Origin of the sequence: Saprospira sp. CCB-QB6 (assembly GCF_028464065.1) — a bacterium.
Lineage (GTDB): Bacteria > Bacteroidota > Bacteroidia > Chitinophagales > Saprospiraceae > Saprospira.
Map to the genome: position 1 here is coordinate 3,257,012 of NZ_CP116808.1, position 13,178 is coordinate 3,270,189.

General features: G+C 45.2%; 9 protein-coding genes. All 9 read left to right on the plus strand.

The genetic code is table 11. The features are described 5' to 3' along the window. Positions 1-14 precede the first annotated feature (14 nt). The 9 genes from PPO43_RS12530 to PPO43_RS12570 all read left to right on the plus strand — a co-directional run bounded on the left by PPO43_RS12530 (position 15) and on the right by PPO43_RS12570 (position 13,105). Entirely contained in the window at positions 15-710 is a 696-nt protein-coding gene (locus PPO43_RS12530; protein ID WP_272618292.1) for a hypothetical protein, read from the plus strand. A gap of 261 nt (positions 711-971) precedes the next feature. After that, positions 972-1,619 (plus strand): L-threonylcarbamoyladenylate synthase, encoded by a 648-nt coding sequence (locus PPO43_RS12535; RefSeq protein WP_272618293.1) that lies wholly within the window; start codon positions 972-974, stop codon positions 1,617-1,619. Between the two features lie 71 nt (positions 1,620-1,690). After that, complete coding sequence (locus PPO43_RS12540; RefSeq protein WP_272618294.1) at positions 1,691-3,121, plus strand: CCA tRNA nucleotidyltransferase; 1,431 nt, start codon at positions 1,691-1,693, stop codon at positions 3,119-3,121. Positions 3,122-3,127: 6 nt separating this feature from the next. Beyond that, positions 3,128-3,589 carry a hypothetical protein gene (locus PPO43_RS12545; protein WP_272618295.1) on the plus strand — a complete coding sequence of 154 codons (462 nt, stop codon included), beginning with the start codon at positions 3,128-3,130 and terminating at the stop codon, positions 3,587-3,589. A 1,239-nt stretch (positions 3,590-4,828) separates the two neighbouring features. Continuing rightward, positions 4,829-6,460, plus strand: a complete 1,632-nt coding sequence (locus tag PPO43_RS12550; protein ID WP_272618296.1) for a site-specific DNA-methyltransferase — start codon at positions 4,829-4,831, stop codon at positions 6,458-6,460. Between the two features lie 83 nt (positions 6,461-6,543). Next, positions 6,544-9,264, plus strand: a complete 2,721-nt coding sequence (locus PPO43_RS12555) for a DEAD/DEAH box helicase family protein (RefSeq protein ID WP_272618297.1) — start codon at positions 6,544-6,546, stop codon at positions 9,262-9,264. A gap of 1,208 nt (positions 9,265-10,472) precedes the next feature. Continuing rightward, positions 10,473-11,207, plus strand: a complete 735-nt coding sequence (locus PPO43_RS12560; RefSeq protein ID WP_272618298.1) for an OB-fold-containig protein — start codon at positions 10,473-10,475, stop codon at positions 11,205-11,207. Positions 11,208-11,280: 73 nt separating this feature from the next. Continuing rightward, positions 11,281-12,789 (plus strand): C2 family cysteine protease, encoded by a 1,509-nt coding sequence (locus PPO43_RS12565; protein ID WP_272618299.1) that lies wholly within the window; start codon positions 11,281-11,283, stop codon positions 12,787-12,789. 70 nt (positions 12,790-12,859) lie between these two features. Then, positions 12,860-13,105: a DUF6406 domain-containing protein gene (locus PPO43_RS12570; RefSeq protein ID WP_272618300.1), complete on the plus strand. Its 246-nt coding sequence runs from the start codon at positions 12,860-12,862 to the stop codon at positions 13,103-13,105. Positions 13,106-13,178: the final 73 nt, after the last annotated feature.

Genomic DNA, 13,178 nt, shown 5'->3' on the forward strand with positions numbered 1-13,178 from the left:
TAACCCTTCCAATCATGCAAGAAAAAATTCAAGAACTTCAAGCCCTTTGCGAAGCCTACTTTCAAGCGCATCCCGAAGCCGAAAAGACCAAAATTCAACTGCTTTATATTGCAGAAGATGAGGAGGGCGAATTGATCGAAGATGAACATAATGGCCTCTCGTATTATGCTGGAGAGCCCCCTTATATCGAGGATTGGCCCTATATGGAGGACACGCCCATGCAACATATGCTGACTCTCGATCTTCGGGCCTTACCGCAACTCAATAAGCAGTTTATTAGCCTTTTTGTGGCCGAACCCTTTGAGAACGAAGCCTACGAGCCCTACAATCCCGATACCTTTCTCTATTACCATTCTGGCCAAGTTCGAGATGAGGAACAGGATGCACCCATTGAACCCGTAGACGAACAGCGGCCCATTGCGATGTTCCCCATTGAGGTCCCCACAGCGGCTTTCCTCAACGAGGAAGAGGTCGAAGAAGCCGAGGACTGGGATGGCGAAGATTTTGAACTGAGCGAAGAACTCAACGCCATTCAATTGGCTATTTTTAACTGCTCTTATATCGGCGGAAAGCCTATCTGGCTACAAAGTAAAGATTATGAAGGCCCCTTTATCGGGCAGTTTGATATGGAGCTGGTGCCAGAAATTAACCTGGGCGATTCCGGCATCATGTATATCTTTGAAGAGACCGCCTTTTGGCAATGTTACTAAATAATTCTCGCCAGCTTTTCTTTTAGAAGGGCTGGCTTTTTCTTTTTAGGGGCTGCCCCGCCCTTCGGGCGGGTCGGGCTGTCTCGCAGCTCGCTGATCGCTCGGCCCTGCGCCGCCAAGGGCGGCTGGGTCTGGCCCTGCGGGCCACTGCTGTCCATCCCTCAGCCAAGTCGCTACGCTCCTTTGCGGCGGCTTGGCCGCCTGTTCCATCCAAAAGGACCAAAATTAAATGCGGTAAAAAGCTTTAATCCTATTACTTTTGTGCGGAACTTTAAAGCTGCTCTAAAGAATAGCTTTGCGCCTTTGGCAGAAGAACCAAATTCAAGACCTCATTATAACTACAAAATGAAAGACGAAAAAGCAGCAATCTTAGCCTGTTTGCAAGAGGGCGGCAGCCTGCTCTATCCCACAGATACCATCTGGGGCCTAGGTTGCGATGCCCATAATGTAGCGGCTGTAGAACAGTTATACGCCCTCAAGCGTCGTCCCGCAGAAAAATCATTAATCTTGCTGGTCTCCGATATCGAGATGCTCAAACAGTATGTTTTTCCCGTGCCCCCCAAAGCCGCTAAGCTGATTAGCTTTCATGAACGCCCACTGACCATTATTTACGATAAACCCAAGAACCTCCCCAAAGAACTCTTAGCTGCGGATGGAAGCATAGCAATCCGCGTTTGTCAATCGGCTTTTTGTCAAGATTTTATCCGTGATTTTGGCCGAGCGGTAGTTTCTACCTCCGCCAATTATAGCGGCCAGGCTAGTCCCGCCCACTTTGGCGAAATCGATCCCAATTTATTAGCAGAAGTAGACTATGTCTGCGAATATGGCCGAAGCAATCGCAAAAAAGTAGAACCCTCTACTATCGTCCGTATTGGCCCCAAGGAAGAATTGGAGTTTATTCGACCCTAATTGGGGGAGGTACTTAATTTTGCTATCTTTGCGGCTTCTAATCTATTTGAAAACATAGCTTGCACCTTCCTATGCAATTTGAGATGACGGCCCAAGAGGAGGCCCTGTTTAAAACCATTGCCCAATCCGCTAAGGCCTTGGGCTTTCCTACTTATGTTATTGGCGGTTATGTCCGCGACCGTTTATTGGGCCGCTCTAGCAAAGGGAAAGACCTCGATTTGGTTTGTGTAGGTAGTGGTATCGAGTTGGCAAAAGCCATTGCCAAAAGCCTCAAACCACAACCCAAAGTGGTCACTTATGCCCGCTTTGGTACAGCCGCCTTACATCATAAAAACTGGGAAATCGAATTGGTCGGCGCTCGCAAAGAGTCTTACCGACCCGAATCTCGCAAACCCATTGTAGAAAATGGTACCTTAGAAGATGACCAAAATCGCCGAGATTTTACCATCAACGCCCTAGCTATTTCCCTCAATGAAGCCGATTTTGGCCAGTTGCTAGATCCCTTTGGCGGCCTAGCCGATCTAGAAAAAAAATGTATCCGCACTCCACTGGCTCCAGAAACTACCTTTTCCGATGACCCGCTCCGAATGATGCGCGCCATCCGCTTTGCTAGCCAGTTGGGCTTCGAGATCGAAGAGAAAACCTTTGCCGCTATTCAGTCAGAGCGGGAACGTATTCACATTATCTCGCAAGAGCGCATCAGCACCGAGCTGAATAAAATTATGCTCTCGCCCAAGCCTTCTTTGGGCCTTGGCCTACTCTTTAAGTCGGGCTTACTAGAACTGATTTTCCCTGAGCTTTATGCGATGCATGGGGTAGAAGAAAAAGAAGGCATTCGCCACAAAGATAATTTTTGGCACACCCTACAGGTGGTCGATAATATGGCCCAAAAAAGCGATGATCTCTGGATGCGCTGGTCGGCCCTTTTGCACGATATTGCCAAGCCCCTGACCAAACGCTACTTTAAGGGCCAAGGTTGGAGCTTTCACGGACATGAGGCCGTGGGCGGCAAATTGGTCCCCAAAATCTTTAAGCGCTTTAAGTTGCCGCTAGACCAAAAAATGAAGAAGGTTCAGAAAATCGTGAGCATGCACCAACGCCCTATTCTGCTCACTCAAGACCGAGAAAATATTACGGATTCTGCCATCCGCCGCCTTTTGTTTGAGGCTGGAGAAGACCTAGAAGACCTGCTCTTGATGTGCGAGGCCGATAGCACTACGGCTAACCCTAAAAAATTGGCCCGCTATGCCGATAATCTGCTGTTCTTGCGCCAACGTCTGCAGGAGGTAGAAGAAAAGGACCATCTCCGCCAATGGCAACCCCCAATTTCTGGAGAGGAAATTATGGAGACCTTCCAAATCAAACCCTCTAGACCCGTGGGCCAACTCAAAAATGCCATCCGAGAAGCTATTTTAGATGGCCTAATTCCCAATGAATATGAGGCCGCCCGCAATTTTATGCTGGAACAGGCTGCGACTATGGGCCTATACCCCAAAAATTAGTATGCTATGAATAATCTCCAAGTCAAACATTTTTCTGCCTATACTCGACTAGAAGACAAGGATATCCGTACCGTGGTGGTTCTTGAAGATGAGTCGATCTGGTGGCATGCCCCTGGCTATCCCTGGCAACCTTCGTCCAATGATGGCCTGCCTAAGGATTATAAAATTGCCCATTTTGTGGCCTATAGCCGCTCGCCTAGAGATGGTAGCCGCTATGTGGCGGTCCTTGAAGACCAATCGATTTGGTGGTTTGTCCCTGGCCACCCTTGGCAACCCTCTTCCCATAAAGGCCTACCCGATAATTACCAAATTGCCGATTTTCAGGCCTTTATGCAGGATAGCCAAACGGTTTATATGCTCCGCCTGACTGACCAAACCATCTGGATCTTCACTCCCGAAAGCAGTTGGCAGCCGCTTCCCCTCAATGGTTTACCCCTGAAGGTGGAACCCAAGAATTTGCAGCAATAACTATAAAGCCTCCATTTTAGGAGGCTTTTTTGTGCTTTATCTAAGCTGTTTTGGGGCGGCCGCCACTATGCTGCGGGGCTAAATTTAATGAGGGTTTCAACCCTCATCTATATACTATTGCGAAGCAAGACCATTGTTGCGGTGGGTTTTAACCTACCGAAACGGTCCTCCGCAGCGCTGGGCCTTTTGGCCTTCGGCCATCTTGGCCGAGATATAGGCTAGAGGATACAGGACCCTAGGGCCAAGGCCCTAGGCTAAGGTATTGGTCGCCCCCTACGTCGAGGGGGCTTTTTGTGCTTCGGTCAATGGTTATTGTGGGGGATAGCCATAAGGGCAGAGAAAAAGCGAACAAGGACTTTAGTCCGTCAGTTCGCTCCGTCAACAACCCTGGGCTTCAGCCCAGGGCAGTAAGAATAGAAGTTGTTAAACAAGCTTAAGGGTATAGTGAGCGTATTGTCCCATGGGCTGAAGCCCATGGTTGCGGGTCTATGCAAACTAGCGGGCTAAAGCCCTTGTTTGCTTGTATTAGCATTCGTTATGGGCCGATGGTTTTAACCATCGGCTCATTTTTATTGCAGTCAGTGTGGCCTCTTTTGTTGCTGTAGGTTTCAACCTACAGACCCATATAGCCCAATAGCTGTAAAGATGATAATAAATGAGGAGATACAGGACCTTAGGAGACAAAATCTCTATCATTTAGCCCTGTGGGTTGAAACCCACAGCAAAAAGGGCATCCATTCTAGCCCTAATAAAATGAGCTGAAGGTTAAAACCTTCAGCCCATAACTAGAGGAGGGGGAATTGACTAAGGGAAGGTAGATAAAAGGCCAAAAGATTTAAGTTAATGCGGCTTTTAAGCTGTATTCCATAAAAATATTGCGGAGCAATACCAACGGTTGCCTGGCTGTAGGTTTCAACCTACAGGCCCATATAGCAGGCGGCACAGCCGCCGCAAAGGAGCGAAGCGACTGGCCTAGCGATGCGGAGGGGTGGCCGCAGGCCAGACCAAGGCGGCAAAGCCGCCGCAGGGCCGAGCGAACAGCGAGCCCCAAAGCGTAGCGCCTGCCGCAGGCAGGAGGCCCCAAAAAAAACGCCCTACTGATTATAGAGAAAAAGGCCTAGATCCTGCTTTATCGTGAGGCTGAAAAAAGCCCAAGGGGCTTTGGGCTAGCAATTTTTGTTAAAAACCTATATATTGCTTTTCGTAAAGATTCAATCAAACCGTTAAAGCTATAGTAGAATGCCTACATTAAATTGGATAGGAAAGGAAAAGGTGCTTACGCATCATTTGGATGTTCCTTATCGTCCCCTTTCCCTTTCTTATACTTATGGTGCAGCCCAAAGTGCTAATAAGATTATTCATGGCGATAATTTGCTGGCCCTAAAGTCTTTGTTGCCCGCCTATGAAGGCAAAATTAAGTGCATCTATATTGACCCCCCTTATAATACCGGAAACGAAGGCTGGGTCTATAATGATAATGTGAAAGACCCTAAGATCCAAAAGTGGTTGGGCGAGGTGGTCGGTAAAGAAAGTGAAGACCTGAGCCGACATGATAAATGGCTCTGTATGATGTATCCTCGACTAAAACTATTGCATAAGTTGCTGGCAGAGGATGGGGCTATCTTTATCTCTATTGATGATAATGAACAAGCACATCTGAAATTGCTCATGGATGAGATTTTTGGGGAAGGTAATTTTGTTGAAAAATTTGCTTGGTATAAAACATACTCTCCATCAAATTTATCACATAAGAGTAAGAAGTGCTTAGAATATATCTTGTGTTATGAGAAAAGAAGAAACAATAATCGATATAGAGGCCTTCTAAAGGTAAATAAGGCAGATAACCCATTGATAAAGAGTAGTAATAATGTTAAGGAGCTGCGTTTCCCTAAAGACGCTGTTACAAGCTCAATGACTAAAGATTTTCTTTTTAAGCGAGGAGCTTATGGGACAACTGTTACATCCGTTTTATTAAAAGAGGATGTTTGGTTCAGGGATGGACAATTTGAATCAGATCTAATTTTAGAGTCTAAATTTATATGGACACAAGAAAAATTGAATGAAGAAATTAGAAATGGGACTAAAATTATTTTTAAAACAAAAAGTCTAGCACCTAGATATGATAAAGCGTCATATAAACCAGAAGTGCCACGTAACCTGGTAGATAAAAATGATTTTGTTGGTACTACAGAAGAAGGAGGAGTACTGCTTAAAAATATTTTTGGAAAAAATGTTTTCAGTTATCCCAAGCCGCCTTCTTTAATAAAGTATATAGTGAACTTTTTATCAGACCCCGACTCCATCATCTTAGATTCTTTTGCGGGTTCTGGGACAACGGCCCAGGCGGTATTAGAATTAAACAAAGAAGATGGGGGGAATCGTCAGTTTATTTTGATAGAGATGGAGGAATATGCGGAGCGGATCACGGCGGAGCGGGTACGCAGAGTGATAGATGGATATGGAGCGGGGGCTAAAGCCGTAGCGGGTCTGGGAGGAGACTTTGGGTTTTATCATTTGGGGCCGAGCATATTTAAGGAGAGCAATCCCAACTTTTTGAATGAGGATTTGGAGGAAGAGGAATTGCGGAAGTATATATTTTATACGGAGACGGGCTCTTTGAAAGGCTATCGGGAAAGGGGAGCGGAGGCCCCCTACTTTATGGGGACTTATGAAGATCGGGACTATTTCTTTTTTTATGAGAAAGAAGAGAGTTGTCATTTGACCTATAAGTTTTTGGAGCAGATAGAGTTGTCATCAGATGAGATAAGGGGAGTTGTAATTTATGCTGACTTAAGCTTGATTGGGGATGAATTTTTAGCATCGGGGAAGATTATTTTTAAGAAGATTCCGAGAGATATAGCTAGAATATAGGGAGGCGGAGTGAAAGCAAGCCTTAAAGCTATAGTGAGAAGAGACATATTATATAGACAGTGCATTAACAGACAAGAGCAAAGATGGAATTAAAGGAATACCAACAGGAAGTCATTCAAGACCTAAGACGATTTATTAAATGCTGGGAGCAAAAAAAGGATTTAAAATCGGCATTTAAGTTTTTCTGGGAGTCTCAGGGCGTTCAGATGAAGAGCGAGAATATAGTAGATGGGATGCAGGCCTACAAGCCGAACTTGGGTGCGGAGATTCCGCATGTATGTATAAAGGTGCCTACGGCTGGGGGGAAGACTTTTTTAGCTTGTAATGCTTTGGGGGAAATAGCGGAAGCTTTGCCAGCTACGCAGGCTAACCTTGTATTGTGGTTAGTGCCCTCCAATACAATTTTAGAGCAAACGCTAAAGAACTTAAAGGATCCGGAGCATCCTTATCGGCGGAGATTGAACGTATTATTTAATAATAGAGTCGCTGTTTATAGCAAGGATCAGGTTTTGCAGGGAGCGAGCTTTAATGTGGGCTCGGTACGAGAGCAGTTAAATATCTTGGTGATGAGTTTTGACAGCTTTCGGTCCAGAAAGAAAGTGGATCGTCTCATTTATAGGGAGAATGGAGCCTTGGCTCCTTTCATAGATGTATTGAACAATACGGATTTTCTTTTAGAGGATGAAAATGTGGATAAATATTCATTGATGAACGTCATCCGCAGTCTTCGTCCTATTTGTATTATAGATGAAAGCCATCGGGCGGAAAGTGATTTGAGTGTAGAAATGTTGCAGAACATGTACCCCTCATTTGTATTGGACTTGACTGCTACGCCTAGAACGAATAGCAATTTAATCAGTGTAATATCGGCCAGTCGTTTGAAAGACGAGCAGATGATTAAGTTGCCAGTAATTGTCTATAATCATAATAAGCCGCAGGATGTAATCAGTTCGGCTTTAGACATGCGTCATAACTTAGAAGTAACGGCTAGGGAGCAGGCAGATGAGTACATTCGGCCAATTGTTCTTTTTCAGGCAGAGCCAAAGACAAAAAAGGATAGTGAAACTTTTCAGAAGATCAAGGCGAAGCTAATTGCCAAGGGGGTTCCTGCAGAGCAGATTGCCATTAAAACGGCATATATCAATGAATTAAAGTCTGTGGACCTCATGTCTAGAGATTGCGAAATTCGCTATATCATTACAGTAAATGCATTGAAGGAGGGTTGGGATTGTCCTTTTGCCTATATTTTGGCTACGATTGCTAGTAAGTCCTCAAAAACAGATGTAGAGCAGATCTTGGGGCGTGTCTTGCGTCTACCTTATACAAGAGAGCAAAAGAACCCCTTGCTCAATATGGCATATGTCTTTACCTCTTCAAGTAATTTTACGGCCACCTTAGATAATATTATAGAGGGCTTGAATAAGGCGGGGTTTTCGGATGCCAAGGAACGCTCTGAAATAATCGTTTTAGATGAGCAAGAAGAAGTTGTAGAGGGGGTACAGGGTACAATTGATGAGGAGTTAGTAAGAGGAGCGATTAGTCAGTTCTTAGATGAGGGGGAATTAGATGCTATTCTAGAAAGTAATGCGCCTATTCGAGCCGAATTACAAACTGCAGATCCTGCCCAAAAAGAGAAGATTAGATCGGCTTTATTGGATAAGTTGACAGAGAAAGCATTAGCAGTACATCAGCAAGATCAGCATAAGCGAATTGCCGAGCGAGAAGAAGACCCATTTCTAAGTAAACAAGAGAGCAGAATGAAAAAAATGATCAATACCACTTCTATTAAGGAAGATTATCGTTCTTATGTGGAGGGCATTCAGTTGCCGCAATTTTTTCAAGAGGCGCCTAAGAAATTAGAGCAGTTATTTTCGAGGGGTAAGGAAGAAACAGGCTATCTACTCTTTGATAAAGAATCATTGAAGGAAGACTTTAAGCTGGCCAAGGCGAGTGTAGACATTAACTTTAATCCTTCAGATAAAGAGATTTATGAAATTGATATCCAAGAGGGAGAGAACAGTCGGGAAGGTAATGTAAAGTATAGTCGATTTAGTTCTGACAAGGCCTCGAGGTTTTTAGACTACTTAAATTCGCAAAGCAATAGGGATAAGAAACTAGAGCGGACAGCTGAGGCAATAGTTAGTTCAATGGGGAAGATGCCACCATATTCAGATCAGGATTTAAAGAAATATGTCTTGAGAGTTTTTGAGGCTGGCGAATTTAAAGATCAGGAGATCTATGACTTGGCGACTAATATGCAGGCGATTAAGATTATTAAAAATCACATTGATCGTTGTGGGACTTCTTTTGCTCAGGATGAATTTTACAAAAGGCTAGCGAGTAGAAAGGTGATAATTCGGCCTTCTTATCAGTTTACCTTAACCAATACTTATATTGCTAAAGGAGCGTCTAATCTAGCCAAGGGATTGTATACCAAAGAAGAAGAGGGGAATAAATTTGAGAATGAGGTAATAGATCGAGTTGCGGCCTTAGATAATGTTGTGTTTTGGCATCGCATACCTAGTCGTAAAGGATTCTGCATCAATGGCCCAATTAACCATTATCCCGATTTTTTAATCTACACAAAAAATAAAGGGATTATCCTTGTAGAAACCAAGGGAGGGCATTTATCTGCTACTGAAGATACCAAAGAGAAAGCTCGTTTGGGAGGCCAGTGGGCAAGTCAAGCCAATGCTTTAGGAGATGGGTTTCAGTATAATTACTGTATGGTATTTAGAGAAAATACGGCTATCGATGGGTCTTATACAGTAACGGATTTGATAGCGCTTTTGGCTGAGTTGTAGTTTTTTGGGGCCCGCGGCCAGCTTGCTGGCCGCCGCTATGCTGCGGGGCTCACAGGTCTGTTCGGCCCTTCGGCGGCTGTGCCGCCTCGGTCTGGCCTTCGGCCACCCCTTCGCAGCGCTGGGCCGTTTGCCCTTCGGCCATGGGGCCGAGATATATGATGCCCCTAGGGCCAAGGCCCTAGGCTAAGGTATTGGTCGCCCCCTCCGTCGAGGGGGCTTTTTTGTGCTTCGGTTTATGGTTGTTTTAGGGAATGGCCATAAGGGCAGAGAAAAAGCGAACAAGGACTTTAGTCCGTCAGTTCGCTCAGTCAACAACCCTGGGCTTCAGCCCAGGGCAGTAAGAATAGAAGTTGCTAAACAAGCTTAAGAGTATAGTGAGCGTATTTTCGAGACTGTTCAGGATTTTGTGTATTCAGGATTTTGTGTATTAGAATAAAATTTGGGCCTTTAGCTTGTTAGGATTTGGCCAATAGTCGCCTAGGGACAAGCCCCTAGGCTAATCCAATGGAGTCTGCCCTCTTTGAGGGCCTCAACTGTTGATATACAAGGCCTTGTTTAGTTGTTATTGCAGAGAAGAACCTTATCCAAAGGCCCTCTTTAGAGGGCTGTCTGAAAAAGCTAGCCTAGGGGCTTGTCCCTAGGCGCAGAGAAGGGCGCACACAAAATTTTAAACAGTCTCGTATTTTCCCATGGGCTGAAGCCCATGGTTGCGGGTCTATGCAAACTATCGGGCTAAAGCCCTTGTTTGCTATAAATGATATGGGCCGATGGTTTTAACCGTCGGCCCATTTTTATTGCAGTTCGTGTGGCCTCTTTTGTTGCTGTAGGTTTTAACCTACAGGCCCAGATAGCAGGCGGCGCAGCCGCCGCAAAGGAGCGAAGCGACTGGCCTAGCGATGCGGCGGGGTGGCCGTAAGGCCAGACCGAGCCAGCGAAGCTGGCGAAGGGCCGAGCAGACCTGCGAGCCCCAAAGCGTAGCGCCTGCCGCAGGCAGGAGGCCCCAAAAAAACATTCTCCTCTAGATAGGCTTTCAGGCGGCAGCGTCTAGAGTTTTTGCCCTTCAATATTAGGTATTCGCTTAAAAAAAGCTAATTTAAAGGCCTTAAGACTTCTTAACACAATGGGAACTTTTGTTAAGAGAGAAGCTTTAGGCTAGATGTCTATTTATTTAAGCAGGTTCATGAACCCCTAGATTTAATTATTTCCCTATGATGGAGCTTATCCAGGCGGCCTTATCGGCCTCCAATCTTCTTTGGACCGTTTTGTTTGTCTTGGTCGTTTTGTATTGGTTATCTGTTGTTTTGGGCGCTCTAGATATAGAGAGCTTTGATATGGACCTAGATGCCGATGTGGATGTGGATGTGGATGTAGATGTAGATGCAGACATTGATGTTGATGCCGATGTGGATGTGGACGCAGATGTAGACGCGGATGTAGATGCCGATGCCGACACAGAGGTTGCTGCTGGGGCGCAGGTTTCTTGGTGGATTGGTACGCTTCGCTTTTTCAATTTGGGCAAACTGCCCTTTATGATTCTCTTTTCCCTATTTATTTTGAGTGCTTGGAGCATTTCGGTTTTATTGAACCATGAGGGAAGCTTTTACAATCCAGAGAATACAATTACACTGGCCCTCATTTCTATCTTGCCCAATATTTTGGTCAGTGCCTTAATCATGAAAATTTTGTCATCGCCTTTGGTGCCTATTTTTGCCAAGTTAGATACTTCGGTAAAGGCGATAGACTATAAAGGAAAAGTAGGGACCGTACTTACAGAGATTGCCCCAAATAGTGTGGGCCAAATTAAAGTCTTTGTGAATGATTCGGTCTCTACGGTATCGGCCAAAAGCATAGAAAAGCAAATCAAGAAGGGCCAAAAGGTGCTCATTGTAGATGAGCTCAAGCAGGAAAACTGCTTTGTGGTGGTCCCTGCCGATGAACATTAAGTAGGGCCAATAGCCCGAAGTCCAAAAAATTGCCAAAATACCTACATTATACCTATCTAATTATTGTCAAATTATGTCCGTAGAACTAAATTTAGATCAGCTATCGGAGCTGACTCCCGCAGATTATGTAAAGGCCCTAAAAGCCAAAGCCAATTGGAAAAAAGCTCAGGCGGTCTTGGTCTTAGCCGATTATAAACTAGGGGCCAAAAAAATTAGCTTGATGCTTCCGTTTAAGAAGGAAGCGGAGATGCAAAAGGCCATAAAAAGAGTAAAGCAGGAGAAAATCCACTTGATGAAAAAGACGGGAGGCGGAAGTTTTGCTTTGGAACAAACGGAAGAGGGCCTCAAAGCCAAAATTGAGTTGAAAAAAGGAGGCTTGAGTCCCGAAATGATGCAACAGAAGTTGGCTCCCGTATTGGCCAAGGCTAAAATGGAGCTAGCGGTAGCTGTTGCTGCCGAGGCCCTAGCTGCCGCTTCGGAAGAAGTGCCTGCCGCTGCTACTGCTGCAGCCGCTGTAGCTGAAGCTGCGCCAGCACAAAAACACGAATTAGATATTAGCGCTCAGGCACCCAAAGAGCAGGCGGTCAAGCTACTCGATACTTTTGATCAGTTATTGGACCGATTGAAAAATGCCCAAAGCGATATCTTTGGCAAGCTCAAAAGCCGAGAACATACAGAAGAAGATACGGCAGAGGTTTTTGCCCTCAAGGGACTCTGTGAGCAGTTTGAGACCTATTACGAACAGGCGCAGGATGCGGTAAAAGCAAAGCTGGATAGCCGCTATGCCAAGCTCAAGGATTATAAGGGCAAGGTGGACAAAGTGTATGAATTTACCCGTTCTAATCCCCCCGTTCGAGATGACCAAAACTATAAATACGATGAGGTCGTCGCCGATATTTTCAAGAAAGGCTGGTCCGATACCAATAGTGTAGACCCCAATGATGTGCAACAGGGCTATCTAGGCGATTGCTACTTTTTGGCCGCCGTGGCTAGTTTGGCTAAAACGGATCCTGGGGCCATCAAAAAGCTGATTAAAGACAATGGCGATGGGACCTATGACGTGACCTTGCACGTCTATAAATATTGGATTTCTTGGAATCGCAGCCCCGTAACGGTTAAAGTAAAACCTGAATTTCCCGTAGATGAAAATGGAAATCCCGCTTATGCTCGTCTAGGCGACCAAGAGCTTTGGGTGATGCTACTCGAAAAAGCTTATGCGCAATATCAGGGCAGTTATCAGGATATTCATGGCGGCTATGTAGAAAAAGCCATGGGCCTACTAACGGGAGAAGATGGAGATGTCTATAAAATGAAAAGCTATTCGGCTAAGGAAATCGAAGAGATGATTACCGAAGCCTTAGAAGATAAGCGGATGGTTGCGGCCGATACCAAGGGCAATGACGACAGCCAGCAAACCAAGCTCAAAGATGGGCAGCGAGTTGTGCACGGTCATTCTTATGCGGTGATGGGTGTTAGTGGAGGTAAGATTAAGCTGCGCAACCCTTGGGGCTACTATCATCTCGAAATTGATTTTGATACGCTAAAAGAGTATTTCTATGACTTTAGCATCGGTGATAAATAGATTATTTTTTTTGAGCATTGGCCTGTTGTTTTGTATGCAGGCCTGCGCTCAAGATTCCAAAACAGAAAAAATGACAAAAGAATATATTATTGAACAGGGTGTGCCTGCTCCTTTGGGCAGCGCCACGGTTTCTGCGGCTACCGTAAATGCCGAAATGGCCGTCTTGCTCTACTTTCAAGAGGAACAGGAGTTTGAATTAGAAGTCGGCGATGAGTTCGAGATTCAGGGCAAAAAATACCAGCTCAAATCCCTACATCCTGATGGCAAAAGCCGCAAATTTCCTTACCTTGTACTGATAGAAGTAGGTCAAGAATAGCTCTGAACTACTCCAACGGGCCCCTTGAATGCCCAGATAACCCCAAATTTTACTCAACATCTCTAAAACATTT